The organism is Acinetobacter sp. ANC_7635 (assembly GCF_056779945.1).
The window spans coordinates 130238-156599 of record NZ_JBWYIS010000003.1 but is presented as its reverse complement, the minus strand read 5'-3'; the positions used below and the strand labels follow the sequence as shown (position 1 = coordinate 156599).

Sequence of the window (26362 nt, the reverse complement as noted above, 5' to 3'; positions counted from 1 at the left end):
GGTCAAATAAAGTTTAGGTCTCAGTGTTGTTGTGATGCTTCGTGTATCAGTAACGGATCAAGTTGTTTCACTGCAGGCTCAATCATCTGAATTTGAAGCTTCGTATTGTCGTAATCGATGATGAATTCACTAATGTGCTTGTTGTTTAGAAAAGCTTTCGCGAGTGCAGGTTCAACTAACACTTTAAAACGACGGCTTAAACCCCGAGCACCAAATCGAACATCATGTCCTGAACTCAGGAATCGAATGGCAGCATCGGTCAAAGCAATGGTTCGACTTTGCTTTTTTAGACGTTGGTTCATTTTGTCAATTTCGAGTTGGACTAAGGTTGCAGCAAAATCAGATTCAACTGGCTGATAATGTAAGATTCGCTCAATTCGATTTAGAAACTCAGGATCAAACTTTTTATCGAGTGCTTTTGTCGTGATTTCACTGTCATCTAATTTCAAATGCTTGGCTAAATTCTGGAGTGGTTTTGGTAATTGACTGAGTTGTTTCAGACGCTTTTGAGCATCTTTGGCACCCACATTACTCGTCATAAAAATCATGCAGTTTTTAAAGTCTAAAACCTTTGTACCCGCAGTTAATTTTAAAGTTCCTGTTTCAAGCACATTGAGTAGCCCTCGAATGACTTCAGTACTGGCTTTTTCAATTTCATCAAAGAGAACAATGCCAGGTTTGGAGAAACTCCCTTGAATCAGGGCTTCATCGAATAAAGTATTTCCTTCTTTAGAGCCGACATAGCCTGGTGGGGCACCTGTCAGGGCGGCTGCATAATGCTCTTGTGCCAATGTATTCATATCAATTCGACAGAATGCATCAGCTTTACCGTGTATCGCTTCAGCAATGAGGCGGACTGTTTCAGTTTTTCCTACACCGGTAGGACCTAACATCAGTGTGACACTTAAAGGACGATGAGCTGCGTTAAAATCTGCTTTCACTGTGGTGAGCATATTTTCAATTTCATCAAGTGCGGCTTCTTGTCCAATAATATGTTCACGTAGATGGGTCATCACGGCATCTGGTTCAAAACTGAATCGGGAAGTACGTGCAATACATTCCTTGCTTTGCATGTCATAGCGTTGTTTTGCCAAACTTTCCTGATTGGCATGTATACGGTCACTGGCAAATGTCATGTTCGAAACCTCCTGCAATCAAGTCGGACGAAGCTTCTTTAAGAAGCTTCTTTCTCTAACCCTTCGTGAGGTAAGTTGCCAATTGGGCACTCTGCAACGCCAATGGTTGAACGCGTAAACTGCTCAACATTTTCCTGTGCTTTTTGTGCGTCTAAGACCCATGTCTTGTAGAAGTCGAATGGACAATCGGCAACCCCTTTATCACCATCACCATTGTTGTATACGCCTGTATAGCCACGGTGTAGCAGCTTGAACAAGTGGTTTTGTGATTGATCGTATTTACGTGCATCACGTATTTCTGTGAGTGATAACTGTGCGTATTGGATACCATTTTCTTCCGTACCACATTCACCTAATGTACGTCCGTCAAAGCCGACCACTGCCGAATGTCCAAAGTAGGTATATACCCCATCAAAACCAGTACAATTGGCAACAGCGACATAAACGTTATTTGCCCAAGCCATACATTTGGCCATATTGATTTGCTGTTCATCAGCCGGGTACATATAACCTTGGCATCGCACCACAAGTTCAGCACCTTTCATCGCACAGTCGCGCCAAATTTCAGGGTAATTACCGTCGTCACAGATAATGAGTGACATTTTGATGCCTTTAGGGCCCTCTGTCACATAAGTCGTATCTCCAGGGCACCAGCCTTCAATTGGGCACCATGGAATAATCTTGCGATATTTTTGAACGATTTCACCTTTGTTATTGATGAGCACTAAGGTGTTATATGGCACTTTATGCGGGTGTTCTTCGTGCTGTTCCCCAGTAATTGAGAATACGCCCCAAACATTTGCTTCAATACAAGCTTGAGAGAAAATTGCCGTTTCATCACCTGGGATTGTGGCTGCCGTTGCCATCATTTCATCATGATCATACATAATGCCCATGGTGCTGTATTCAGGAAAAACAATGAGATCCATACCTGGAATACCTTGTTTAATTCCTTTCAACATTTCAGCAATTTTTTTTGCATTCTCAAGTACTTCTGCTTTGGTGTGCAAGCGTGGAATTTTATAGTTCACTACTGCTACACCTACTGTATTTGGACTACTTGAGATATCACCGTGACGCATTCAACTTACTCCCCATATCTTTAAAATTAAAATCTATGTAAGGAGTTTCTCGTGAAATTGATCGATGCAAAATACGGTGAATTGCGTATATGAAGCGATATTTTGAATGAGTCTTTAGATCGAAATAACAATACCACTCCAACAAATGGTCAAAAAAAATCCCCCGAAAAATCGAGGGAGATGCCAAATTAAGAATTGATGAGATGACGTGCTTTAAACTGAAAGATATTTGCTAATGGTCGCTTCATCGACATTCGCTCTGACATCTTCATAAGCAAAACGGCCTTTATCGATGACCAAGAAGCGATCTGCCATCGCCATAGTAAAGCTCAGTACTTGCTCGGAGACCACGATAGTGAGGTCTCGTTGATCGCGAATTTCTTTTAGCGTTTTCGCAATATCTTTAATAATCGAGGGCTGGATTCCCTCGGTAGGTTCATCGAGCAGCAATACTTTGGGATTGGTGGCGAGTGCACGTGCAATTGCCAATTGTTGCTGTTGTCCACCAGATAAATTTCCCCCTTTGCGTTTACGCATATCCCAAAGTACAGGGAAAAGCTCATACAGATCGTCAGGTACTTTGCCATGGGCAGACGCAGGGAGACCTGTTTGAATATTCTCTAGAACAGACATGGTTGAGAAAATCATACGACCTTGAGGAACATAAGCAACACCATTTTCTACACGTTGATACGGGTCAAGCTTTTCTAAGTTTTTACCATCGAGCTTGATTTCGCCTTGAGTATTTTTAATATCACCGATAAGGGTTTTAAACAGTGTGGTTTTTCCCATCCCATTTCGACCCATAATCGCCACAATTTCTTTGGGTTGAATTTTAAGTTCTAGATCATGAATGACTTGGCTTTGTTTATAACCTGAACACAAAGAACTAATTTCTAATAATCCGCTCATAAGGTCTCCTTAGTGTCCGAGATAGACTTCAATGACTTTTGGATCACTTTGCACATCATCCATTTTTCCTGCTGCGAGGATTTTCCCTTGGTGCAATACTGTCACTTTATCTGCAATGGTTTTTACAAACTCCATATCGTGCTCAATCACGAGGACTGAGCGTCCTTTACTGATTTCACGAAGCAGTTGTGCTGTCTGTTCGCGCTCAGAAACACTCATGCCTGCCACAGGTTCATCCAGCATTAACAACTCGGGGTCTTGCATAAGCAACATCCCTATTTCAAGCCATTGTTTTTGTCCATGAGACAATAGGCCTGCGGAGGTGTGTAATAAATCAGTGAGGAAAATTTTTGAAGCGACTTCTTGGATACGCTCTTTGACATCTTTGGTTCGCTTAAAGAACAAAGCCCCAAACACATTACGACCACGTGGGAAAGACATTTCGAGGTTGTCATAGACTGAAAGGTTTTCGTAAATATTGGGATTTTGAAATTTACGACCGACACCTTTACGAACGATTTCGAACTCTTTGAGCTTAGTCAGTTCAATATCATTAAATTTGATCGTGCCAGAAGTTGCTTTAGTTTTACCGCAAATCAAATCCAATACTGTTGTTTTACCTGCACCATTAGGGCCGATCACCACGTGAACTTCGTTTTTATCGAGATAGAAGTTGAGATCGCTGACGGCTTTAAAGCCATCAAACGAGACTGTGAGATCTTCGATAACAAGTACAGGTTTTGCCATTTCTACGCCGACTTTACTCATTTCACACCTCCTTCTACTTCAATATTGCTATCTTTTTTGGACTCCGTGGGTTGATGGGGGATAGGCGAAGCCGTTGTTTTTTTATCTTTGAAGATAAGTGGGCGAACATATTTTTCATATAAGCCAGCTAAACCATTCGGTAAGAACATCACAACGCCTATGAACAATGCACCAAGGAAGTACAACCATACTTCAGGGAATGCTTCAGAGAAGTAAGTTTTACCGAGGTTAACTAAAACTGCACCATATACAGCTCCAATCAGTGATAAACGTCCGCCTACTGCAGCCAAGATCACCATTTCAATAGATGGGACGATGCCAATAATCGTTGGAGACATGAAGCCGACTTGCAGTGTAAACATTGCCCCACCGACGGAAGAAACGACTGCCGCAAAGCAGAAGATAAAGACTTTGTACATTGAAACGTCATAGCCAGAAAAACGTACACGTTCTTCTTTTTCACGCATTGCAGAAAGTAAGCGACCTAACTTTGAGCTGAGAACAAAGCGACTGATCATGATGACTGCAATGAGTAATAATGCATTGATGTAATACAAAACGTACTTTGCTTCATCCGTACGGATGTCCCAGCCATGTAATGTTTTGAGATCAGTAATACCGTTGATACCACCAGTAAAGCCTTGTTGACCAATAATCAAAATTGTCAAAATCGCCACAATCGCTTGCATGATGATAGAGAAATACACGTCTCCTACACGACGAGTAAACATTGCAAAACCAATAATAAAAGCCAATAAAATTGGAATAATTACAATCGCGAATAGGGTAAATGTGAAACTATGGAATGGTTCCCAGAACATTGGTAGGCTGGTAATTTGGTTCCAGTCCATAAAATCAGGAATACCGGGTGTGGTTTGAGCTGCTGTGGATTGCATGTCAGAAGCTTCAAGTTTGAGGAACATGGCCATACAGTAGCCACCGATCCCAAAGAAAATACCCTGACCTAAACTTAAAATGCCGCCGTAACCCCAGCACAGCACTAAACCAATCGCGACAAAAGCAAACGTAAGATATTTACCCATTAAATTGAGACGGAAAACATCTAAAAACATGGGCATTACAAATAGGATCAGTACTGCCAATATAGCCAGTCCAATCGCACCTTCTTTACCGCCTAACAAGGCATTCATTGGATTACTCATATCAATCTCTCCTGAATACCTATTTACGAACTTTGATTGAGAACAAACCTTGAGGACGTAACATCAAAATGATGATGACCGTCGCTAAGGTAATGACTTTGGCAACAGAGCCTGACAGGAAGAACTCTAGGATTGATTGGGCTTGTGCAATACTGAAAGCCGAAGCGATAGTGCCTAATAGACTTGCAGCTCCACCAAACACCACAACCAAGAACGTGTCTACGATATAGAGAGAGCCTGCAGTTGGACCAGTTGAGCCAATTGTCGTAAACGCCGCACCAGCAATACCGGCCAAACCACAACCTAATGCGAATGTTAGACTGTCCACACGCTTTGTATTAATACCAACGGCACCACTCATGAAACGGTTTTGGTTTGTCGCACGAAGCTGTAAGCCCCAGCGAGAACGATAGATAAGGAAATAGACAAAAGCAGTCACGGTGAGTGTGACACCGACAAGGAATAAGCCATTAATAGGAATATCAATCGTCTCTGTCGGTTGATAAGAGCCCATAAGCCAATCAGGTAGTGTTGGACTCACTTCTTTGGGACCAAATGTAGAGCGAAACACTTGTTGCATGATTAAGCTCAAGCCCCAAGTTGCAAGCAAAGTATCGAGTGGCCGCTGATAAAGCCGACTAATCATGAGCCGTTCGACCATATAGCCGATAATGCCTGCTGTCAGAAAAGCTGCCACAATCGCTACAATAAAATAATAAGGAAGCAATTGAGGAAAATAGCTTTCAGTCAAGGTTGAAATGACAAATGTGGTATACGCGCCTATTGTGAGGAATTCACCATGTGCCATATTGATGACACCCATTTGCCCAAAAATAATTGCAAGGCCCAGTGCCATTAACAACAGCACACAGAAAACAGAAAGACCATTAAAGCCTTGCATCGCAAATATTGCACCGAAGTCAGCTAAAGATAAATCCATCGCCTCATCCTCCAAGCTTTAAATAATAGGTTTGAAATGAAAAGATCAGGAGAGGTCTCTCCTGATCATGTGCTGTCGATTAGTAGCCTTTAGGGAATGGATTAGGCTTGATTAAACCTTTTGATTCGTAGACCACTTTGAATTGACCATTGGTTTGCACTTGTGCAATACGTGATTTGCTCCATAAATGATGATTGGCATCAATTTTCACGTAACCTTCAGGCGCATTTTTCATTTCGATGCCTGGAGAGGCTTTGGTCACTTTGGCAACATCAAAACTACCAGCTTTTTCAACTGCGGCTTTCCATAACCACGGACCAAGATAAGCGGCTTGAGTCACATCACCAATTACTGCTTTAGGACCGTATTTCGCTTTAAATGCTTTTACGAAAGCTGCGTTACTTGGATTATTTAGACTTTGGAAATATTTCATTGAAGAGTAGAAGCCCTTCATATTTTCGCCACCAATACCCAGTAATTCATCTTCTGTCACAGAGAAGGTGAGCAGTGTTTGCTTATCGCCAGTCACGCCTGCAGCTTTCATTTGCTTGTAGAATGAAACGTTTGATCCACCTACCACGGCAGCGACAATTGCATCTGGTTTACGAAGTTTGGTTTTGTTAATTAAAGAACCAAATTGCGTATGGCCAAGCGGGTAGTATTCTTCACCGACGACTTTACCTTTCAACACTTTTTCAATGTGTGTACGGGCAATTTTCATGGTGGTACGTGGCCAAATATAGTCAGAACCGATTAAATAGAATGTTTTGGCTTTTTTCTCACGTGCAAGCCAATTCAGAGACTCAAGCACCTGTTGTGTAGCTTCTTGACCGGTATAAATCACATTTTTAGATTGTTCTAGACCTTCATAGAATGTTGGGTAATACAGAAGCGAATTATTTCGTTCAATAATAGGTAATACGGCTTTACGAGAAGCTGAAGTCCAGCAACCAAAAATTGCTGCAACACGATCCTTTTCAGTTAATTTTCGGGCTTTCTCAGCGAAAGTTGGCCAGTCAGACGCACCATCTTCTTGAACAATTTTAATCTGACGACCTAATACACCACCTTGTTTGTTGATCTGCTCAATGGCTAAGCGTTCTGCTTGGATGGCCCCTGTTTCAGAGATTGCCATCGTTCCCGTCGCTGAATGAAGCTGACCGACATAGACGAATTTATCATTTACGTTAAGTTTGGTTGTATTTACTTTTGCTGTCGCTGGAGCACTCGCAGTGGTCAAGACAGGTGCCAGTAAAAAAGGAACAGCGAGTAGTCCTGCGAGTAAGCCAGATGTTTTAACTTTAGATTTTAAGGTCATTGATGTTCCCCTGATGAAGTGGATAAGGCCATTGCGCGATTTATTGTTTGCGCTTGCTATGGACTTAAGCCTAAGGGGTGTTAAAAAATGAGCATATACGTCACTTTACGTATATCGATGTTCCTCAAAATGTTTTTTGATGAAAGTTAAGCTGGGCATAGATTTTGCTAACTGTAAGGGTCTATTTAAATTGCCTAGCTTTATGGTTTCATCTAGCAATACTCCTCAAGCACCGCAACGGGTGATTCATACACGCCGTAAATACAATACTTGGGTGGTTGATGAGAGTATTGAAGACTATGCACTACGCTACGCACCGAGGTCAGTAAGACGGTGGTCCCTTTGGACGGTGACCAATACAGCGCTTGCAGCAGTCAGTTTTCTAGCGATGGAAGCGCTTGGTGCAACCATGTTATGGCAATATGGCTTTAGCAATGCATTCTGGGCCTTAGTGGTCGTTTCAATTATTATCTTTTTGACCAGTTGGCCTATTGGATATTACGCGGCCAAATACAATGTTGATATTGACCTACTTACACGGGGCGCAGGCTTTGGCTATATCGGCTCATCTATAACTTCAGTCATTTACGCCAGTTTTACTTTCATCTTCTTTGCTTTTGAAGCCGCTATCATGGCTTTGGCGCTTGAGCTTGGTTTAGGTGTGCCGCTGAGTCTAGGTTATTTAATTTCTGCGCTTATTATTCTGCCCCTAGTGATCAAAGGCATAGGATTTATTAATAAAGTACAAGCGTTTACCCAACCATTATGGATTTTTTTATTATTACTACCATGGTGCTTTGTTTTGGTGAAGCATCCGACTCTGCTCTCTGAAGTTGCCCTAATAGAAGGCGCGCAAAGTCAAAGTGCAGGATTCAATTTGGCTTTTTTTGGCGCATCTTGCACTGTTTTGTTTGCGCTGATTACGCAGATTGGTGAACAAGCTGATTATTTAAGATTTTTGCCAGACAAAAAAAATGCTCAAAAGAAATGGAATTGGGCGGTATTTTTAGGCGGTCCTGCATGGATATTGGTGGGATTCATTAAAATTTTTATGGGCATGATTTTAATGGTACTCGCCCTTAAATTTATGGTACCGAATCATGAGTTAAGCAATCCGAATTATCTATATTGGATCGCCTACCAACAAGTGATTGAGCATCCTGGTGCTGCATTATTTCTTACAGTCATGTTTGTGTGTATCGCACAGTTAAAGATCAACGTAACCAACGCTTATGCTGGCTCATTGGCATGGTCTAATTTCTTTGCACGCTTAACGCACAGTCATCCCGGACGTGTGGTCTGGTTAGTATTCAATATTTTTATTGCGCTATTGTTGATGGAGCTGGGTGTCATCCATGCGGTGGAGCGTGTATTAGGGCTTTATAGTAATGTGGCCTTGGCATGGGTGGGTGCCATCGTTGCTGATCTCGTCATCTGTAAGCCATTGGGGCTGAGCCCGAAAGGAATTGAGTTTAGGCGTGCTTACCTCTATGACATTAATCCAGTCGGTGTTGGCAGTTTATGTATTGCATCCTTATTGTCGATTTTATGCTACTGGGGATTATTTGGTGATATCGCAAAATCCTTAGCAGGATTTATTGCTTTAGGTTCAGCTATCATCTGTGTCCCAATGCTTGCTTATTTTACTCGTGGCAAATACTACATCGCACGTCATGAAGATAAATCATTAAAACCAATAGAGACACAACGATGTGTGGTTTGTGAGCATGAGTATGAAATGGCTGACATGGCGACTTGTCCTGCTTATAACAATATGATTTGTTCTTTATGCTGTACCTTAGAAGCTCGTTGCCATGATTTATGTAAGCCTCATGCACGGTGGTCTGCACAACTTAAGCATTTTGCAGTTTGGTTTCTACCGCGCCAATGGTTGAGATACATCAATACTAGATTGAGTCTTTATATTTTGATGATCTTTGTTCTGAGTGTGGTTTTGGCAGTCAGTTTAAGTCTGGTTTATTTACAAGAACTGAGTAAATTCGGCACAGTATTTGGATCAACTCAACAGCATGAGTTGCTGATGCTATTTGTGAAAATTTATGCCGTATTATTTTTACTGTTATGTGTTGCAGCATGGTGGTTGGTACTCAATGATGAAAGTCGCCGACAAGCTCAGCTTGAAAGTAATATGCAAACACAACTGCTCATGGACGAAATTGAAGCGCATAAAATTACAGATCGGCAATTACAAGATGCACGAACTCAAGCTGAAAAAGCCAATGAGGCCAAAAGTCGTTATGTTGTTGGGATTAGTCATGAACTGAGAACACCTCTAAATAGTATTTTAGGATATAGCCAGTTACTCAATAAACAAGAACAACTCTCTGAACAAGGAAAAGCTGCGCTGGGCGTGATTCGTCGTAGTGGGCAGCATTTAACGTCCTTGATTGATGGTTTACTTGATCTTGCAAGGATTGAAACAGGTAAAATTTCTTTAGAAATGTCGAATATTGAATTTCCGAAGTTTCTCCAACAAATCGTGAATATGTTTGAGCCACAATTCCAACAAAAACAACTGAAATTTACGGTCGAAATTAGTGAAAAAATACCACAATACGTACGTATAGATAAAAAAAGACTTGAACAGATCCTTATCAATTTAATGGGAAATGCTTTGAAATTTACGCTCGAAGGAGAGGTGAAATTTCGAGTAGATTATCGCTTTCAGACGGCATATTTTGAAATTCATGATACGGGATGCGGGATTGCTCAAGCAGATCTAGAGCGAATATTCCAGCCTTTTGAGCGCGGACAAAATGTTGTACAAGGGAGCTTTGCTGGAACAGGTTTGGGTTTACCAATTGTTAAACTATTGGTGGATATTCTCGGTGGGGAGTTAAAGGTAAGCAGTACGTTAAAAAACGGTTCAATTTTTAAAATAAAACTATATTTACCTTCAAAGTCGGTCATTCATCCGATTGCTGATGTCGCATCGAATACAGTATCTGGCTATACGGGACATCGCCGTAAAATATTGGTCGTAGACAATGAAGCAACTGATCGTGGACTAGTTTTAAATTTCCTTAAACCTCTCGGCTTTATTCTTGAAGAAGCAGAATCGGGATTGCAATGTCTAAGAAAAGTCCCTGAATTTCGACCAGATTTAATTTTAATGGATTTGAGTATGCCTTTGATGGGAGGGTGGGAAACTGCGAAATTATTGAGAAATAATAAAATGACCAATGTTCCCATCATCATTATTTCCGCAGATGCCAATGAACGAATGCAGAACCCTGAAACCGATGTATTGAATGAAGACTTTCTGGTCAAACCCGTGGACTTAAATCTGCTACTGAACAAAATTGGAGATAAATTAGGCTTGAACTGGGTTCATCAGAATGAGCCAACTCAAGTCGCAGAAGAACCTCAAAAACAGGTTGAACCCTTACACTATGATAGTAACGCTTTATCTGTCAGCGTGATTGATGAGGATGATGTAGCACCAGAACAAGCGCTAATCAAACTAGAAGATTATTTGAGTATTGGTTATATCCGTGGAGCCAAAGAGATCCTCGAAATTTGCAAGAAACGCAATGTCTGTGATCCTTCTATATGGCAACACATAGAATTTGATATTCAACGCTTCGATACCCAACGTGCATTACAACGATTACACGAGCACCTATCTGATATCAGATCTGATTTGGAAGGGAGTTAAGCTATGTTAGAAAGCATTTTAATTGTGGATGATATTCCTGAAAATCTAAGTTTATTACATGAGAGTCTTGATCAAGCAGGCTATCAGGTCTTAGTTGCTACCAATGGTTTTACTGCTATTGAAATTGCGCACCGTTCACAGCCAGATATGATTTTATTGGATGGGAGTATGCCTGAGATTGATGGTTTTGAAACCTGTATCCAGCTTAAAGCGAGTCCAATGACTGAGCACATCCCTGTCATATTTATGACGGGTTTGACGGAAACCGAACATATTGTAAAAGGCTTTCAAGTCGGCGGCGTAGATTATGTGACAAAGCCACTGAATATCGATGAAGTACAAGCACGTGTCAAAACGCATTTACTGCAAGCCCGTTTAATGCACCAACAGAAACAAATGCTCGATGCAACAGGCAGTGCAATTTTGTCGATGGATATGGATGGGGAAATTATTTGGCAGACACCTGTAGTGCAAGGTTTATTAACGCAACATGGAATTGATATTACTCATTTTAGAAAGAGTATAAATCATTGGTTAAAAGCACTTTTCCAGCAATCGAATCAAGAAGAAATGCTACATGGTCAATATGGTCATGGGCATCAGCAATTACAATTAAATTTATTAACCAAGTTGAAAGAAGGACAATTACCTAAACATGTTTTGGTTCAGCTCAAAGAGCAAACACACATGCCAAGTGTTGAAGAGATCGCTCAAGCTTGTCCGAATTTAACACCACGTGAAGCTGAAGTTATGCATTGGGTAACACTTGGCAAAACCAACCGAGATATTGCAGAAATTTTGGAGTTGAGTCCACGCACCGTCAATAAACATTTAGAGCACGTTTTTGAGAAGCTGTTTGTGGAAACGAGAACTGCTGCGGTGTTACATGTGATGTCAGCTTGTCAAAATCAAGCAGTCGTATAGAACTCATCGTTTCTAGCAAAATCTTTAAATCGCTATACCAGCTGATAGTGATCTTTCACTCTCCCTTCATTAACCTCTTTTTATCCTAAGATAAAAAGAGTAAATAAAATGAGTATGATCAATTCACTTCAAATCATAGACCAAATGTTTGAGGCATTTAGGTCTCAAGATTTACAGGCTGCTGTTGCAACAGTAACTGAGGATACGGTATGGACTCACCATGGCTCACAAAAACTGCCTTCAATTCGATTTGAAGGAAAAACGGGTGTAGAACAGTTCTTCAATACCAATTTCACAACCATGCATGTCGCATACTTTGATATTTTACGTATGGTCAAAGAAGGTAACAAAGTGGTGGTTTTTGGACGTGAAAAATTTACGATTGATGGTCAAGATGGTGAATTTGAGCAAAAATGGGTACAAGAGTACACCATTGAAAATGGACTGATTTCAAGAATGGAAGAATATGCGACATCGGTGAATGACAATGATTACCTAGTTGTAAAATAATAGTCAAAGATGGACATAAAATTAGATGGTCTCATGATCTGCATAATTGAGATGCATAAGCACCAGATTCAATATGATATTTCAATTTGATCAAACTTAAACACATCACAATTAGATCCACTGCCAATCCGATCCACCACCGCAAAATCACTCGGGCTTTCCAATGTTAAAAGTGGATGATGCCAAGTCCCTGCCCGATAGTTTACACCTTGAGAGCCATTGGTTATAAAAGCTTGTAGGTTTGAAATATCGGGCTGATCCGCATTTAAGTTTGGTGCAACCACTACTAAAAACTTTTGTCCCTGCATCGGGATGAAAGCTTGTGATCCATGAGGATGACGTTCAAGCATCGAAATTTTGAACGGAATATTGGTACTTTGAATATTTCGAAAAATACTAATCCCGGCTTTGGCATCGCCAATAATTTCAGTGGTCACTAAAGCATGATAGCGCTCTGTATGCGCATCGTTAATATGAAAATAATCATTTCCTTGGCAAGCAATGACGTCACCAAAAGGTGCAAAATTTTCGGAGGTTAAAGGTTGTAGGGTAATGGTATGCATCATAAAATTCGCTAAAAAGATACTGCATTTTCAATTTAGAATTGTGTCGAAAATGCAGTCAAAATAAGATCACTTTAAAAGTAACAAATGCTCAACTAAGGATTTACTTTACCCCAGAGGCGTATACGGCTAATCCCTCCATCAGGAATCATATTCACCCGAATATGAGAAATTTTTTCGTGTCCCAATACTTCATTTACAAAGTTATGAATGTGATCCATTTGCATTGGTTGAGCATCTAATAAGAAAGGCCAAAACATACTTTGTGGAATCAATTGAGGATCCGTTGCATCTTCTATATAAATGGCTTGAATGGACACTTCAGCAGGATAATTTCCTTTAAAGTGGGCTGTATCAATCTCGATCTTTTCAATGTGACCAGCTTGCCCTAAAGCTAAAATACACCAGTCGAAACCGGGTGCACGACGGCGTGCGGTTTCCCAACCATCACCCATATTAATCCCACGTCCTGGATTGATCAGATTACGTGGATGTCCGAAGTGTGCATCACTATAGGCAATAACACGTCCACCATTTTCAAGTGCAAGCAGGTCGAGGGTTTGGCTTTGATCTTGGATTTTAACGCTGACTTCACCATATACGCGGAATCGTGCGATACCCCCATCTGGAAAAATATTTAAACGAAGATGGGTAAAGATCTGATTCATTGAAACTTCAAAGACATGGTGCTGACTTGGTCCCAATATACTATTTGGTAAAATTTGGTGCCATTCAGCATCATCTAAGTTTTCATTTGGTGCATAACACCCTTCTACTGAAGCAGAAGCGGGATAATTACCACTAAAAAAAGTGGTATCAATATCGAGTGCTTTAATTTTACCTGCAACACCTAACTGAACAATCGCCCAATCATAACCACTGTGACGTTTACGACGGGTTTCCCATCCATCCATCCACTTGCCATGATCATCAAATTTACCTTCTACAAAGATAGGCGCATCAAACTGAAGCATACGTTGAGCTTCAGCAAAAAAATCATCAGAACATGTTGTGACTTTTGCACCAATTCGGGCATCTGCAAGGTTAGTAAGTTGCTGTAAAGGAGTAGGGATTTCAAATTCCGGTGCCAATAGTGTTGCCATGTCATCTTCCATTATTGCTTTAAAACTTGATTCTTATCAAAAGAATGCATTCTTAGAATCGTAATGCGTTGTTATGTCGCATCTGCTTAAGGGCTTTAAAAAGAATGCACAGCATGTGCCAACCTTGCACTTATGTAGCGCTATATTGGTGGAAATGGCACGTTTTTCGCTTTAAGCAGTGGGTTAAAGCAAAAAAAATTGTGGAAGTAAAAATGAATATCACCATTATTGGTGCCGGAATGGCAGGATTAACGACCGGAATTGCGCTGAAGAAATTTGGTCATCAAGTTTCAATATATGAACAAACTGAAAAAATTTTACCCGTGGGTGCTGCGATTTCATTGTGGTCAAATGGTGTGAAATGTTTGAACTATCTAGGACTCACGGATCAAGTCGCTCAACTTGGTGGGAAAATGGATCACCTTGCTTATGTCGATGGGCTCACGGGTGATGTCATGACGCAATTTAATTTATATCCGTTGATTGAAGAAGTTGGGCAGCGACCTTATCCAGTTTCTCGCGCTGAATTACAAAATATGTTGATGGATGAGTTTGGGCGTGAAGATATTCATCTTGCAAAAAAATTGATCGGACTTGAGGATCAAGGTGATGACGTCAAAATCCATTTTGCTGACGGAACAGAAATCACCACGGATTTATTGGTCGGCGCGGATGGCACTCATTCGATCACGCGTGCCTATGTTTTAGGTGAGCAAGTTGAGCGTCGTTATGCCGGTTATGTGAATTGGAATGGGTTGGTCGAAATTTCTGAGTCGCTGGCACCTGCTGATCAGTGGACCACCTTTGTGGGAGAAGGGAAGCGAGCTTCTTTAATGCCAGTCGCAGGTAATCGTTTTTATTTCTTCTTTGATGTACCACTTGAATTAGGTTTGGAAAATGATCGTACTCAATATAAAAAATTATTGAAACAATATTTTGACGGTTGGTGTCCGCCAGTACAAACTTTGATTGATTCTATTGATGAACAGCGAACCAATCGTGTTGAAATCCATGATATAGAACCATTTGCAGATTTCTATAAAGGGCGAGTTGTGATTGTTGGCGATGCAGCACATAGTACAACACCTGATATTGGGCAGGGCGGTTGCCAAGCGATGGAAGATGCCATTTATTTGGCTCGGGCATTACAGATTAATACACTGGGAATTCAGGATGCTTTAAGACGTTATCAAAACAAACGTAATGAACGCACTGCTGAAATGGTATTGAGAGCGCGTAAACGTTGTGATGTGACGCATATGAAAGACGAATCGATTACTCGTGAATGGTATGAGGACTTAAGAAAAGAACAAGGACCTCATATTATGAAAGGTATTATCAGTAATATTGTTGGAAATCCTTTGGATTAAAAAATTTTAACTAAAAGGGCTAAATGCCCTTTTTAAGTATTTAGATTCAGTTGGAATAAGACGAGATTGCGCCAAGATCCAAATTTTTGTCCGACTTCAGGTAAATAGCCTGTTTGTTTAAATCCAAAGTATTCATGTAATTTGATGGATGCAAAATTTTCATGATCTATAGCAGCGATCATGACATGAATTTTATGTTGGCTTGCGTATTGAATTAAATGTTGGAGTAAAGCTTTGCCTAAACCCAAACGTGTAAAATTGGGATGAATATACACAGAGTGTTCGACAGTTTGTCTAAAACCACTGATCGCTCTAAATGTACTGTATTCAGCATAACCTGCAATTTGTTGGGTGAGTTCGTTTTCAACCACAAAAATAGGGAAATGATCTATTAGATGCTGACGATACCAATTCTGATAATAATAAATGTCTTGATCTTGCTCATTCCATGTTGCAAAACCATTCAGAATTTCATCGTTGTAAATATCTTGGATTTGAGTTAAATCCTGTTCAGTTGCGAAACGAATTTTAAAAGACATTTTTTATTCTAATCGTCAGTATTTATAACTTTATTTTGATTATTGAGCATAAAAAAAGCAAGACACTAGTCTTGCTTTTTTATTATAAATATCAATTAGAAATGATATTTAACCAATGCGCTTACATCGTTTTGGTCTTGACCTTTTTGACCGAATTTATTGTTCCAAACAGAGTGTTCAACACCTACATACAATTTGGTTTTTGGAGAGATATGTTTACCAATATTCCATTTATATTGGCTTGTCCAGTTCAATTCACTCGCATGACCAGGACCTTCATTTGTAGACCAATCAAGGAATGCATCTGCCAAGAATTCTTCATTGCCTAGCTTGAATGGAACAGCGTAAGTGATCGTCATTTGGTAGTCATCTTCAGTCAAGTCATTGTCAACTCGATAGAAGTTAATATTTGCATATTGCGTGTAAGGAATATCTAAAGCAAAGCCTACGCCATACAAGAAGTTATTGAACTCAGTATTGTTGTTATAACCAGCGTTGTGTTCCCAAGTCGTTGCAATCAATACATCTTTGATTGGACCAGCGCTTAGTTTTTGGCCAGAAACTTCACTTAAACTTAATCGTGGAGCTAATTCAAGGTAAGTTGAATCGCCATCTTTTCCGCCCCATTGTTGATCGACGAAAAAGAAAACATCCGAGTACTTAAGCTTTGCAGCATATTCAGCAGTGATGGTATAGCGTTCACCTTCTTGTTGAGAGAAAGGGTTTAGGTAGTTATCGCCATAAAGACCAGTTAGGCTGAAATCTTGCCAAACAATTGGACTTGCTTGAGTAAACGCTGCTGTAGAAGCTAATGCGCAAAGTGCTGCGATTTGATTAAGTTTCATAAAAGAATCCCCAGAGAAAGCGGTAACAGAATAACGATTCTTTTGCAAAAATAAAGCCAAAATTGGATGAAAGGAAAAATTAATGCCCACGTATGCAGGCATTGATACAAAGATGGTTTAAATTAATGATGAGAATCAATTATTTGTTTACTTTTAATACTAATTTTCGGTCCAAATAATTTTAAGTGATTAAATAATATATTGAGGATTATCGCCATTAAGCAGGTTGAGCTAATACCCGAATGGAACAAGGTTTGGACCCATTTTGGGAAGTCGGAATAGAATGAATGGTCAATAATGGGTACCATTCCTGCAGCAATTGAAGTCGCGACAATAATTAAGTTTTTCTGATCGTTATAATCAATTTTTGCCAGTGTACGGATACCACTCGCGGCTACTGTACCAAATAAAACAAGGCCAGCCCCCCCAAGTACAGGCACAGGAATCGCTGCAATAAAACGCCCCATCACTGGGAGTAATCCAAGTACGACCAGAATTATCCCGCCAGCAGCGACAACATAGCGACTTTTAATCCCTGTTATTGCAACTAAACCAACGTTTTGCGCAAACGCACTTTGCATAAATGAACCAAAGATCGGTGCTGCTGCACTTGATAACATATCTGCGCGTAGACCATCTGAAATACGTTTTGAATCTACATCCGTACCGATAATTTCACCGACTGCAATAATATCAGCTGTAGTCTCAGTCATAATCACGAGGGTAACAATGATCATGGAAAGTATTGCTGTAAACTCAAAGGTCGGCATACCAAATGCAAAGAAGCTAGGAACCTGTAACCAATGACCTTCCCCAACTTTGCTAAAATCACCAAAGCCAAACATAAATGCTAAGACAGTGCCAAGAATAATTGCCAGTAAAATTGAAAGGCGTCGAATTGTGGCACTGCCAGCCATATTCAATATTATGACGATTGCAAGCGTCGCTAACGCTAAACAAATATTTTCAGCACTTCCCCAATCAGGTGCACTTTTATTGCCGCCCATCATCCAACGCACAGCAACTGGCAGGAGTGATAAGCCTATGATTGTAATTACACAGCCTGTAACAACTGGGGGAAAAAATCGAATAATTTTAGAGAAGTAGGGCGCTAAGAAAAACCCTAAAAGTGATGCCACAATGACGGCACCATAGACTGCCTGTAATCCGCCACCTGTGGTGACAATTGCGACCATTGTGGCTACACCAGCAAAAGAGACACCCTGAACCAAGGGCAATTGTGCACCAATATGTTTAACGCCTATGGTTTGTAAAATTGTCGCTAAGCCACCGACAAATAAAGCAGCAGCGATGAGTAGCCCAATTTCCATACCTGATAAGCCTGCAGCCGTACCAACGATCAGAGGAGGCGCTATAATACCACCATACATGGTTAAAACATGTTGTAAGCCATAAGCAGCACTTTTACCAGTACCAAGATATTCATGTTCGGGTGATTGTTGTTGTTCGTGTGCAGTCATAATAAATCCCTCTATATTTTAAATTTGCGAGTGCTCAGCTGCCACGATAGGTGGAGTAGGCATAAGGGCTAATCAGCAAGGGAATGTGGTAATGTTGGTGAGCGTCGTTTACTGAAAAATGAATGACGGCTTTTGGAAAAAAAGTTGGGATGTTCTGCGCTGAGAAATATGCTTGCGTCATAAATTCGATGCTGTATTCAGCGACATCAATTTGATCGAGTCCAAAATCTGCTGCTGTCACACGTCCATCAGAATTGGTTTTGGCTATCGCTAATAACTCTCCAGACGCAGAAAAAAGCTTAACTTCAACATTACTTGCAGGACGTCCAAGGTGGGTATCTAAAATATGTGAGCTGATCATGCTTGAATTTCCTGTGAGAGGCGCAATAAAGCAATTTCTAAAAGTTGGCGATGGACGATTCTTTTTTCGGTCTCAAAATCGTTTAGTAAGCGGTATTCCAATGCAGTCAGAATCTCTTCACTATTCAAACCAGAAGCTTTAATCAGAAAAATAAAACCGAATTTTTTTTCATAGGCCAAGTTGCCTTTATATAACGCATCTAGAACTTCTTGATCATGTGTGATGCGTGCTTGTTCACGCCTTGAAAAAGTTTGTTCTTGTTCTGATAATTCAAGTTTTGCTTTTCTTTCGCCAATCCTTGGGTGTGTATTTAGGGCTGCTAAAATTTCATCCCATGTCCATGTAATGGCATGTTGTTCAGCATACTTTAATAGTCCTTCTCGTGTGTCAAAAGGACCGTGATGAATGATTTCCTCGCCCCATCGTGGGATATGAACACATTGCAATAAAAATGCTTTCTGATGTTCAACAGATGTTTGATTAAATTCTGAAAGCAACACAATTCAAACCTATACATTGAAACTTTAGGCTTAAATTGCAATAACAATGCCAACGTAGATTTGGTGGAAAAAGTGACTGAAAAAGATCAAAAGAGCACTTTATAAAGCACTCTTTTTCTCATGAATGTGAAATTATGGTGCGAAATGATCGATCCAATGTTGCGCAATATCTCCACGACGACAAATCCAAACATGTTCATGAGATTGAACATAGTCTAAGAACTGTTGTAGTGCCTTGAAGCGTCCTGGGCGTCCTAAAAGACGGCAGTGCATCCCAATAGACATCATTTTTGGTGCAGTTTCCCCTTCGGCATACAAGACATCAAAGGCATCCTTTAGATATTGATAAAATTGTTCACCATGATTGAAGCCACCTGCTGAACTAAACTTCATGTCGTTGGTGTCCAGAGTATAAGGAATAATTAAATGCGGATGCTGCTCGCCATTGGGATGGGTGAGCTGTGTCCAAAAAGGTAAATCATCGCCGTAATAATCACAGTCGTATTTGATTTGAGGAAATTCAGTTAAAAGTTGACGTGTGTTAGGACTATCTCGACCTGTGTACCAACCGATTGGGGCTTGTCCGAATAGCGTTTCAAGTACACTAATGGCTTGATCCATATGCTGCCTTTCGGTCTCAATATCCATATTCTGATAATGCAACCAACGTTGACCATGAGATACCACATCGTAATCCGCAGATTTAATTGCTTCGACCACATCTGGATGACGTGCCAAAGCCATTCCCACACCAAAAATAGTCATGGGTAATTGACGTTTCTTGAACTCATTATGAATACGCCAAAAACCGACTCTTGACCCATACTCATACATAGAATCCATTGACATATGCTTAGCATTAAAACTGGCAGCACCAACGATTTCAGATAAAAATTGCTCTGAACCTTGATCACCGTGCTCAATGTGGTTTTCACCACCTTCTTCATAATTTAAGACAAATTGCACTGCGATACGCGCTTGATTAGGCCAATGAGGATGAGGTGGATTCGCCCCATAACCTCTCAAGTCTCTGGAATAAGGTGCATTTTGAATCGAATCAATAAGCGCCTGTCCGCGTAAGTAAGTACTTGTCACAATGAGTAATCCTTTTATTAATTTTTTAAAATACCACTTGCATATTTTTGAGTTAGGCCCGATATTCAAAGTATAAGGACACGGTTCTGCAGACTCAAAAAGTGTTCATCATTCAATGTGGAGGGACGTATTCCAAACAGCAATTGAAGATGTTCGATGCAATTAGATTGCAAGCTACAAACGTGCCAAGATAAAAAGTTTTGCACAAAAATGATTCAGAAGAAGAGTGAGGATGATATTTATGAACATAGAAATCCGTACAGATAAGAATATTCAAAACAGTGAGCGATTAATTGATTATGTACGTGCAGAACTAAATACAGAGTTTCAACGCCATAGTGAAAGAATTACCCATTTTTCGGTTCATTTAAGTGATGAAAATGCCCATAAAGGCGGTGCAGACGATATTCAATGTATGATCGAAGCTCGCCCAGCTGGACTAAAACCAGTTGTGGTCAATCACAGAGGTCATAATATCGACACAGCGATTCATGGTGCGATTGACCGATTAAAGCGTAGTCTTGAACATGTATTCGAGAAAAAAGAGAACCCTCGTGGAGCGCCCATCCAACTGAAAGAAGATGAAGTGGATGTGGAATAGCAAAAAGCCCTTCGGGGCTTTTTTTTTTGAATAAAATTTTGAATGAACAGTTTTGATTTATTTAATTGAATAATGATCTGCATTATTAGGCATAATGTCGTTATAGATAAATAGTAGAGAAAGTAAATGCTAACAGCACATCAACAAGTGTTTTTACAGGCCTTAGAAGAATTAGACCTAGCACAGGTACAGCGCCTGTTAGCAGAAGGTTTAGATCCAAACTTTATCGCAGGAGAGAAAGGCCCTGCGGTTTCTGTGTGGTCAGACACTTTATTTCAATGGTGGGAAGAAATTTGTGAAGCGTATGAGCAAGGAAATGCGCTTTCAACAGAAGAAAAACAACAGAAATTACAAGTACATCTTGATATTCTAGATGCACTGATTGCAGCGAAAGCTAATTTCCATTTATGGGATGCAGAGGAATGTTACGGCCCACTTTGGGATGCTGCGAGTGCTGCATGTGTGCCTGCAGTTCAACGCTTACTTGATCATCAAGTTGATCCTAATACCAAAGATGAAGAGGGGAATACCATTCTGAGTTCAATTAGTGATTTATTTTTCGACTGCGATTTTGATACCATTGATTGGTCACAGGCTTTACCGGAAGAACGTGAGACACTCGAGTTATTACGTAGCCGTGGCGCAAAAATGACGAAAGAATTAAATTAATTTGGGTGCCCCATGACAAAATTAAAACAACTGAGCTTGATACTTTGCTCAACCGCGAGTGTAAGTGCGATGGCTGCAGATTTTGCCTTCGATCGACCTGGTACGAGTTTCAGCACAGGCATTACGCCCGTAGGTCAATTGGCATGGGAGCAGGGACTTCCAACTGCACAGTATGTTGAAAGTACTGAAAATGGTTTTAAAAATAAATCATTGCGACTCAATGCTGATGTCCTGTTGCGTACGGGATTGAGTAAGAATACTGAGCTTCAATTGGGTTGGGATGGCCCAGCGTGGGAGCGGACCCGAATCCAAAATCGAACTGATGACCATGATGGTTTAGGTGATGTTTCTGTTGGGATTAAGCATCACGTTGACTTACAAGATGATCAACTGAAAATGGCAATTTTGGCACAAGCTAAAATCGCAACAGGAAATGATCGTTTTACTTATGTTGATGATATTTATACTTTGGGCTCATCTGTTGAGTATCAATATAACGATACTGTAACGACAGGAATAGGAATGTTCTATTCGGCTCAAAATAGTGACTGGTCGGTGACTGCTGTACCTACTATTGGGTATAAAATCGTGGGTAATTTATCGGGCTATTCTGAAGCAGTATTTACCAAGAAAGAAAGCCAAGAGCGAGAGTATGGACTGGCATCTGGTTTAATCTATGCCTTGAATGATCGTGCGCAGTTAGATGCAAGCATCGGTGTAGACCTAAGTGGATCCGATCGAAGTTATCATGGTGGATTTGGTGTCTCATACTTATTCTAAATGAATAAAAAAGGAGTAGCTTACGCTACTCTTTTTTATGTTTACTTCAGTTTTGATTCAATCAGTCTTTATCCAAACGATGGGCAAACTCTGTGATATCGGTCAAAGCTTGCTTTGCTTCATCAAACCAAGCGCTAAACATTTGGAAGTTATGCCACATACCGGTGTATAACTTAAACTCAACATCCACTCCAGCTGCTTTAGCCTTTTCTTCAAATCGCGTAGAGTCGTCTAACAAAATTTCTTTTGAACCCACCTGAACCAATGTCGGTGGCAATCCTTTGAGATCTCCAAAAATTGGGGAAATTTCGGGAATTGAGACATCTACACCTTTAGGAACATAATGATTTATGCCTGCTTCTAAAGCTTCAATTGACAATAAAGCATCATGCTTTTGATTGTAGCGTAGAGATTCACTGGTCAAAGTTAAGTCAAGAAAGGGTGACATTAAAATCAAGCCACTTGGAAGAAGTTTTGGATTTTCTTCTTTTAAACGTAAAGCCAGTGCAAGTGCTAAATTGGCACCACAAGAATCGCCAGATAAAATAATATCTTTTGGTTGAGCACCTTGCTCTACCAATAATTGGTACACATCATAGATTGCTTCTCCGAGATCGGGGAAACGTTGTTCAGGTGAAAGAGGGTAATCGATATGTAGCACTTGCATTTGAGTCCGAAGAGCCATTTCAGTCATCAATGCGCGATGTGTATTTAACGATCCTAAAAAGAATGCGCCACCATGAATGTGAAAAATGAGCTGAGTCGTTTCAGGTTGAGGCAAAATTTCTTCGGCACGAATACCTGCGATTCTTAGTTTTCGAATACTGACATCTTTGGACTGTGGAAAAACACGCGTCATCTGCTCTAAGGCAACACGAAGTACGGTGGGGGGAAGATTAAAGCGACTCGGAAAGCGAAGACTCGTTTTTAAAAAAGACTCTGTTATGTATTGTTTCAAAACCGGATTGATCTTCATTGTTTTTCCATATTAATGAAATTATGTTTATTATCAGCACACAGCATTACAATGGTACACTAAATAGTCACATTCAAAAATTGCTTAAATGTTATCAATTTTTAATAATATTAAAGTCAATTCAGCAAGGGAAACAAAAAACAATGAAAAAAATTGCACTAGCGTTAGGATTACTCGCTTCAGCAGTATTTGCAAATGCTGCAGATCCACTCAATGGTACCGTGTGGAATACGATTGATGAGAAAACTAAAAAAGCTAAAGCTTTTGTAAAATTCACTGAACAGCCAAACGGAACATTGAATGCAACGATTCAGAGTGTTGTCACACCGGGTCAAGAAAATTCATGTACGAACTGTGAAGGTCCCTATCACAAGAAATCTTTAAAAGGTTTAACCATTGTGAAGGGTCTTAAAAATGTAGGTGGAACGAATTACGATGGTGGTTCAATCTTAGACCCACAATCTGGAAAAACTTACAAATTGAAGGGTTCATTGAAAGACGGTGGTCAAAAGCTTGAACTTCGTGGTTTCATCGGTGTATCAGCGCTTGGTCGTAACCAAACTTGGGTACGCGTGAACTAATTTAAGATTTATAAAAAAGCCGAGTAGTTGCTCGGCTTTTTTTTATTTCTTATTTCTTTAATGCTTTTATCGCATTCTCATCAAAACCTACTACATAGCCTGATTCAGTAGTGATCACTGGTCTTTTAATAAGGCTCGTATGTGTAGTCAGTGCTTCAATCAAACCCTGTTCAGATGCAAGGGCAGTTTGTTGATCTTCCTCAGACAATTTACGCCAAGTCGTTCCTTTTTTATTGAGGACAAGTTCAGCACCAAGATCATTTAGCCATTTTTGTACTGTTTCAGCATCAATACCTTGTTTCTTATAATCGTGGAACTCATAACTAAGCCCCAACTCATTGAGTAAATCGAATGCTTTCTTCATCGAGTTGCAATTTTTAATGCCGTAAACTTTAATCATCTCTAACAGTCTTATTCATTGTGATCAGTCCAGAGCTTAGCAAAATTTACGCAAAAACATAAATGTGATCAGAATATTTTAAATAGGTTTGAAATCTACAGTGTGGCTTCATGGTGGTTATCAATAAAATGGTGGAAAATTTCTTATCTTAAAATTTGTATTGATCTTTTAAATAGAGAAAACCCGCATTAAATCATCCTGATCATGCGGGTCTCAATTCAACGTCCAATGTCTTCATCCTTGGAAAATAAACCGAAATTTATTTTCTTTTCATCCTACGGCTTCCAATCCCTATTGTCATCCTGACATGTCCCTGTGCCGTGCGACAATAATGCACTGAATTAGTCGGAATAAAAATACGTTAACACGACAAGATTTGTGAGCAATTGGCGTACATTTAGGAAACAGTTGTTCACTCAGTTTGCACGACACTAAATTTTATAATCGATAATGACAGGGGCATGATCGCTAAACCACGTTTCTTTATATACCCATGCATTCACAGTACGATCTTTCCAATCTGGTGAGCAAGCTTGATAGTCAATCCGCCAACCCACGTTCTTGGCACGGGCTTGTCCTCGGTTTGACCACCATGAATAAAGTTCTGCTTCTTTACGCACTTCACGGAAGGTATCGACATAGCCTAAATCATCATAAATATGATCGAGCCATGCACGTTCATGTGGTAAACAACCTGAAGCTTTTTGATTGCCTGACCAGTTCTTAATATCAATGCGTTTATGTACGATATTGTAGTCACCGCAAACAATCACAGATTTACCTTCATCACGCCATTGTTTTAAGATCAGCTTATATTCATTTAGAAAGTGATCTTTACGTGCTTGTGCTTCTTCACCAGAAGAACCTGATGGTAAATAGAGTGAGCAAATATGAGCTGTTTTCTCTAAGCCTAGATCAAATTCTGCTGAGATAAAACGACCTTGTGAATCAGCCAATTCAAAACCCAGACCATCGGTAACTGAGATAAACGGCAAACGACTATAGATTGCGGTACCAGCATAGCCAGGACGCTCAGCTGGGAATAGGTGTGTATACCAACCTTCTGGCTTAAATTTATCTGTCCATTGTTCGTGTGTAATACGGGATTCTTGCATGCAAATGACATCGGCATCTGAAGTTGCCATCCAGTCAAAAATTCCTTTTTTTTCTGCAGAACGAAGACCATTTACGTTGATTGATACGACACGTAAAATTTTTTGATCACTAGGATAGCTACTCTTTGGTATCATGCTCGAGTTTAACCTCAATTTAATAAATGGAGCACCTCATGACAGCGCAAGCGGCATTTAATCCACAAGCTTTTATCGAACTGGCATTATCACGTGGTGTGCTTAAATTTGGTGAGTTTACTTTAAAATCAGGTCGTGTGAGTCCTTATTTTTTTAACGCCGGTTTGTTAAATGACGGTGAAGCCTTAACTGGCTTGGCTTCTGGCTATGCAGCAAAGTTAACTGAATGCGAACACGTTGAAGTGATATTTGGCCCTGCATATAAAGGGATTCCATTTGTAGCTGCAACGGCTGTAGCATTGTCACAAAACCACGGTGTAAGTGTACCTTGGGGCTTCAACCGTAAAGAAGCTAAAGATCACGGTGAGGGTGGTGTGCTTGTGGGTGCTTCGGTAGAAGGTAAAAAGGTGTGGATCATTGATGATGTGATCACTGCGGGTACAGCCATTCGTGAAGTTGTGACCATTTTAAAAAATGCAGGCGCGCAAATAGCGGGTGTATTGGTTGCGCTTGACCGTCAAGAAAAAGGTCAGGGTGAATTGTCTGCGATTCAAGAAGTTCAAAAAGAGCTTGAAATTCCTGTGCATGCGCTTATCACAATGAAAGATTTAATGGATTACTTAGATGCTAAAGGCGACAAAGATGCTTTAGCGAAAATGGAAGCGTACCGTGTGAAGTACGGAATTTAAGACTTATAAAGTTCTACTTAATATTAATGTGAAACATTGCTTAATAAATAAGCGTGGAACGTGAAGAATCTATAAAAAAGCCCAGATCTATAGGTCTGGGTTTTTATATCGATATAAGTTGTTGATT

At 40.2% G+C, this 26362-nt stretch carries 27 protein-coding genes; 9 read left to right on the top strand and 18 right to left on the bottom strand.

Annotation, left to right across the window (positions count from 1 at the left end):
- Positions 1–20: 20 nt before the first annotated feature.
- The 7 genes from AC1M89_RS06180 to urtA all read right to left on the bottom strand — a co-directional run bounded on the left by AC1M89_RS06180 (position 21) and on the right by urtA (position 7319).
- Complete coding sequence (locus AC1M89_RS06180; protein ID WP_051586508.1) at positions 21–1136, bottom strand: AAA family ATPase; 1116 nt, start codon at positions 1134–1136, stop codon at positions 21–23.
- 38 nt (positions 1137–1174) lie between these two features.
- On the bottom strand, positions 1175–2218 hold the full coding sequence (locus tag AC1M89_RS06175) for an aliphatic amidase (protein WP_035264753.1): 1044 nt from the start codon (positions 2216–2218) through the stop codon (positions 1175–1177).
- Positions 2219–2431: 213 nt separating this feature from the next.
- On the bottom strand, positions 2432–3130 hold the full coding sequence (urtE, locus tag AC1M89_RS06170; RefSeq protein ID WP_035264750.1) for an urea ABC transporter ATP-binding subunit UrtE: 699 nt from the start codon (positions 3128–3130) through the stop codon (positions 2432–2434).
- A 9-nt stretch (positions 3131–3139) separates the two neighbouring features.
- On the bottom strand, positions 3140–3898 hold the full coding sequence (gene urtD, locus AC1M89_RS06165) for an urea ABC transporter ATP-binding protein UrtD (protein WP_481591967.1): 759 nt from the start codon (positions 3896–3898) through the stop codon (positions 3140–3142).
- The gene (gene urtC / locus AC1M89_RS06160; protein WP_481590162.1) at positions 3895–5061 is read right to left on the bottom strand and encodes an urea ABC transporter permease subunit UrtC; all 1167 of its coding nucleotides are present in this window, start codon (positions 5059–5061) and stop codon (positions 3895–3897) included. The genes urtD and urtC overlap by 4 nt, the downstream gene beginning before the upstream one ends.
- A 19-nt stretch (positions 5062–5080) precedes the next feature.
- Positions 5081–6001 (bottom strand): urea ABC transporter permease subunit UrtB, encoded by a 921-nt coding sequence (urtB, locus tag AC1M89_RS06155; RefSeq protein ID WP_035264743.1) that lies wholly within the window; start codon positions 5999–6001, stop codon positions 5081–5083.
- A 79-nt stretch (positions 6002–6080) separates the two neighbouring features.
- Positions 6081–7319 (bottom strand): urea ABC transporter substrate-binding protein, encoded by a 1239-nt coding sequence (gene urtA, locus AC1M89_RS06150; RefSeq protein ID WP_179999684.1) that lies wholly within the window; start codon positions 7317–7319, stop codon positions 6081–6083.
- A gap of 202 nt (positions 7320–7521) precedes the next feature.
- Here urtA and AC1M89_RS06145 point away from each other — a divergent pair, with 202 nt between their 5' ends.
- From AC1M89_RS06145 to AC1M89_RS06135, 3 genes are all read left to right on the top strand, one after another.
- Complete coding sequence (locus tag AC1M89_RS06145) at positions 7522–10998, top strand: hybrid sensor histidine kinase/response regulator (RefSeq protein WP_481592018.1); 3477 nt, start codon at positions 7522–7524, stop codon at positions 10996–10998.
- 3 nt (positions 10999–11001) lie between these two features.
- Positions 11002–11922, top strand: coding sequence for a response regulator (locus AC1M89_RS06140; protein ID WP_481591966.1), 921 nt, complete (start codon positions 11002–11004; stop codon positions 11920–11922).
- 108 nt (positions 11923–12030) lie between these two features.
- Complete coding sequence (locus AC1M89_RS06135; protein ID WP_481591965.1) at positions 12031–12432, top strand: nuclear transport factor 2 family protein; 402 nt, start codon at positions 12031–12033, stop codon at positions 12430–12432.
- A 68-nt stretch (positions 12433–12500) separates the two neighbouring features.
- Here AC1M89_RS06135 and AC1M89_RS06130 read toward each other — a convergent pair whose 3' ends face one another.
- Both AC1M89_RS06130 and alc read right to left on the bottom strand, forming a co-directional pair.
- A complete protein-coding gene (locus tag AC1M89_RS06130; protein WP_481591964.1) occupies positions 12501–12998 on the bottom strand; it encodes an ureidoglycolate lyase in 498 nt (165 codons plus the stop codon).
- A gap of 92 nt (positions 12999–13090) precedes the next feature.
- Positions 13091–14098, bottom strand: coding sequence for an allantoicase (gene alc, locus AC1M89_RS06125; protein WP_481591963.1), 1008 nt, complete (start codon positions 14096–14098; stop codon positions 13091–13093).
- A gap of 212 nt (positions 14099–14310) precedes the next feature.
- Here alc and hpxO point away from each other — a divergent pair, with 212 nt between their 5' ends.
- A complete protein-coding gene (gene hpxO, locus AC1M89_RS06120) occupies positions 14311–15468 on the top strand; it encodes an FAD-dependent urate hydroxylase HpxO (protein ID WP_481591962.1) in 1158 nt (385 codons plus the stop codon).
- Positions 15469–15500: 32 nt separating this feature from the next.
- On the opposite strand, the gene AC1M89_RS06115 is transcribed toward hpxO, so the two are convergent.
- The 6 genes from AC1M89_RS06115 to puuE form a co-directional block, all read right to left on the bottom strand.
- Positions 15501–16007, bottom strand: a complete 507-nt coding sequence (locus AC1M89_RS06115; protein ID WP_092766530.1) for a GNAT family N-acetyltransferase — start codon at positions 16005–16007, stop codon at positions 15501–15503.
- Positions 16008–16102: 95 nt separating this feature from the next.
- Positions 16103–16852 (bottom strand): ion channel protein Tsx, encoded by a 750-nt coding sequence (locus tag AC1M89_RS06110; protein ID WP_481614045.1) that lies wholly within the window; start codon positions 16850–16852, stop codon positions 16103–16105.
- A gap of 122 nt (positions 16853–16974) precedes the next feature.
- Positions 16975–18333, bottom strand: a complete 1359-nt coding sequence (locus AC1M89_RS06105; RefSeq protein ID WP_481591961.1) for a nucleobase:cation symporter-2 family protein — start codon at positions 18331–18333, stop codon at positions 16975–16977.
- A 34-nt stretch (positions 18334–18367) separates the two neighbouring features.
- Positions 18368–18694 carry a hydroxyisourate hydrolase gene (gene uraH / locus AC1M89_RS06100; RefSeq protein WP_035264724.1) on the bottom strand — a complete coding sequence of 109 codons (327 nt, stop codon included), beginning with the start codon at positions 18692–18694 and terminating at the stop codon, positions 18368–18370.
- Positions 18691–19194, bottom strand: a complete 504-nt coding sequence (gene uraD, locus AC1M89_RS06095) for a 2-oxo-4-hydroxy-4-carboxy-5-ureidoimidazoline decarboxylase (RefSeq protein WP_481591960.1) — start codon at positions 19192–19194, stop codon at positions 18691–18693. Before uraD ends, uraH begins: the two co-directional genes overlap by 4 nt.
- A 132-nt stretch (positions 19195–19326) precedes the next feature.
- Positions 19327–20289: an allantoinase PuuE gene (puuE, locus tag AC1M89_RS06090; RefSeq protein WP_481588788.1), complete on the bottom strand. Its 963-nt coding sequence runs from the start codon at positions 20287–20289 to the stop codon at positions 19327–19329.
- 241 nt (positions 20290–20530) lie between these two features.
- Between puuE and AC1M89_RS06085 the strand changes: the two genes are divergently transcribed.
- The 3 genes from AC1M89_RS06085 (at position 20531) to AC1M89_RS06075 (ending at position 22339) form a co-directional block, all read left to right on the top strand.
- A complete protein-coding gene (locus tag AC1M89_RS06085) occupies positions 20531–20890 on the top strand; it encodes an HPF/RaiA family ribosome-associated protein (RefSeq protein ID WP_035264715.1) in 360 nt (119 codons plus the stop codon).
- A 126-nt stretch (positions 20891–21016) separates the two neighbouring features.
- Entirely contained in the window at positions 21017–21559 is a 543-nt protein-coding gene (locus AC1M89_RS06080) for an ankyrin repeat domain-containing protein (RefSeq protein WP_035264700.1), read from the top strand.
- Positions 21560–21571: 12 nt separating this feature from the next.
- On the top strand, positions 21572–22339 hold the full coding sequence (locus AC1M89_RS06075) for a transporter (RefSeq protein WP_035264697.1): 768 nt from the start codon (positions 21572–21574) through the stop codon (positions 22337–22339).
- Positions 22340–22400: 61 nt separating this feature from the next.
- On the opposite strand, the gene AC1M89_RS06070 is transcribed toward AC1M89_RS06075, so the two are convergent.
- Positions 22401–23315, bottom strand: coding sequence for an alpha/beta hydrolase (locus AC1M89_RS06070; RefSeq protein ID WP_481591959.1), 915 nt, complete (start codon positions 23313–23315; stop codon positions 22401–22403).
- 143 nt (positions 23316–23458) lie between these two features.
- Here AC1M89_RS06070 and AC1M89_RS06065 point away from each other — a divergent pair, with 143 nt between their 5' ends.
- Positions 23459–23896: a DUF2147 domain-containing protein gene (locus AC1M89_RS06065; RefSeq protein WP_035264927.1), complete on the top strand. Its 438-nt coding sequence runs from the start codon at positions 23459–23461 to the stop codon at positions 23894–23896.
- 49 nt (positions 23897–23945) lie between these two features.
- On the opposite strand, the gene AC1M89_RS06060 is transcribed toward AC1M89_RS06065, so the two are convergent.
- Positions 23946–24296: a Spx/MgsR family RNA polymerase-binding regulatory protein gene (locus AC1M89_RS06060; protein ID WP_481614044.1), complete on the bottom strand. Its 351-nt coding sequence runs from the start codon at positions 24294–24296 to the stop codon at positions 23946–23948.
- A gap of 431 nt (positions 24297–24727) precedes the next feature.
- Positions 24728–25546 carry an exodeoxyribonuclease III gene (locus AC1M89_RS06055; protein WP_481588791.1) on the bottom strand — a complete coding sequence of 273 codons (819 nt, stop codon included), beginning with the start codon at positions 25544–25546 and terminating at the stop codon, positions 24728–24730.
- A gap of 38 nt (positions 25547–25584) precedes the next feature.
- Here AC1M89_RS06055 and pyrE point away from each other — a divergent pair, with 38 nt between their 5' ends.
- Positions 25585–26235, top strand: a complete 651-nt coding sequence (pyrE, locus tag AC1M89_RS06050; protein WP_481586886.1) for an orotate phosphoribosyltransferase — start codon at positions 25585–25587, stop codon at positions 26233–26235.
- Positions 26236–26362: the final 127 nt, after the last annotated feature.

What these genes read in the sequence shown, in the direction of transcription:
- AC1M89_RS06110 (WP_481614045.1), bottom strand. Translation starts at nt 16,852, where the DNA reads ATGAAACTTAATCAAATCGCAGCACTTTGCGCATTAGCTTCTACAGCA.
- AC1M89_RS06175 (WP_035264753.1), bottom strand. Translation starts at nt 2,218, where the DNA reads ATGCGTCACGGTGATATCTCAAGTAGTCCAAATACAGTAGGTGTAGCA.
- AC1M89_RS06105 (WP_481591961.1), bottom strand. Translation starts at nt 18,333, where the DNA reads ATGACTGCACACGAACAACAACAATCACCCGAACATGAATATCTTGGT.
- urtB (WP_035264743.1), bottom strand. Translation starts at nt 6,001, where the DNA reads ATGGATTTATCTTTAGCTGACTTCGGTGCAATATTTGCGATGCAAGGC.
- AC1M89_RS06135 (WP_481591965.1), top strand. Translation starts at nt 12,031, where the DNA reads ATGAGTATGATCAATTCACTTCAAATCATAGACCAAATGTTTGAGGCA.
- urtE (WP_035264750.1), bottom strand. Translation starts at nt 3,130, where the DNA reads ATGAGCGGATTATTAGAAATTAGTTCTTTGTGTTCAGGTTATAAACAA.
- AC1M89_RS06075 (WP_035264697.1), top strand. Translation starts at nt 21,572, where the DNA reads ATGACAAAATTAAAACAACTGAGCTTGATACTTTGCTCAACCGCGAGT.
- AC1M89_RS06130 (WP_481591964.1), bottom strand. Translation starts at nt 12,998, where the DNA reads ATGATGCATACCATTACCCTACAACCTTTAACCTCCGAAAATTTTGCA.
- urtC (WP_481590162.1), bottom strand. Translation starts at nt 5,061, where the DNA reads ATGAGTAATCCAATGAATGCCTTGTTAGGCGGTAAAGAAGGTGCGATT.
- AC1M89_RS06080 (WP_035264700.1), top strand. Translation starts at nt 21,017, where the DNA reads ATGCTAACAGCACATCAACAAGTGTTTTTACAGGCCTTAGAAGAATTA.
- AC1M89_RS06140 (WP_481591966.1), top strand. Translation starts at nt 11,002, where the DNA reads ATGTTAGAAAGCATTTTAATTGTGGATGATATTCCTGAAAATCTAAGT.
- AC1M89_RS06115 (WP_092766530.1), bottom strand. Translation starts at nt 16,007, where the DNA reads ATGTCTTTTAAAATTCGTTTCGCAACTGAACAGGATTTAACTCAAATC.
- AC1M89_RS06060 (WP_481614044.1), bottom strand. Translation starts at nt 24,296, where the DNA reads ATGATTAAAGTTTACGGCATTAAAAATTGCAACTCGATGAAGAAAGCA.
- AC1M89_RS06180 (WP_051586508.1), bottom strand. Translation starts at nt 1,136, where the DNA reads ATGACATTTGCCAGTGACCGTATACATGCCAATCAGGAAAGTTTGGCA.
- uraH (WP_035264724.1), bottom strand. Translation starts at nt 18,694, where the DNA reads ATGATCAGCTCACATATTTTAGATACCCACCTTGGACGTCCTGCAAGT.
- hpxO (WP_481591962.1), top strand. Translation starts at nt 14,311, where the DNA reads ATGAATATCACCATTATTGGTGCCGGAATGGCAGGATTAACGACCGGA.
- AC1M89_RS06145 (WP_481592018.1), top strand. Translation starts at nt 7,522, where the DNA reads ATGGTTTCATCTAGCAATACTCCTCAAGCACCGCAACGGGTGATTCAT.
- AC1M89_RS06085 (WP_035264715.1), top strand. Translation starts at nt 20,531, where the DNA reads ATGAACATAGAAATCCGTACAGATAAGAATATTCAAAACAGTGAGCGA.
- alc (WP_481591963.1), bottom strand. Translation starts at nt 14,098, where the DNA reads ATGGCAACACTATTGGCACCGGAATTTGAAATCCCTACTCCTTTACAG.
- AC1M89_RS06065 (WP_035264927.1), top strand. Translation starts at nt 23,459, where the DNA reads ATGAAAAAAATTGCACTAGCGTTAGGATTACTCGCTTCAGCAGTATTT.
- urtD (WP_481591967.1), bottom strand. Translation starts at nt 3,898, where the DNA reads ATGAGTAAAGTCGGCGTAGAAATGGCAAAACCTGTACTTGTTATCGAA.
- AC1M89_RS06055 (WP_481588791.1), bottom strand. Translation starts at nt 25,546, where the DNA reads ATGATACCAAAGAGTAGCTATCCTAGTGATCAAAAAATTTTACGTGTC.
- urtA (WP_179999684.1), bottom strand. Translation starts at nt 7,319, where the DNA reads ATGACCTTAAAATCTAAAGTTAAAACATCTGGCTTACTCGCAGGACTA.
- pyrE (WP_481586886.1), top strand. Translation starts at nt 25,585, where the DNA reads ATGACAGCGCAAGCGGCATTTAATCCACAAGCTTTTATCGAACTGGCA.
- AC1M89_RS06070 (WP_481591959.1), bottom strand. Translation starts at nt 23,315, where the DNA reads ATGAAGATCAATCCGGTTTTGAAACAATACATAACAGAGTCTTTTTTA.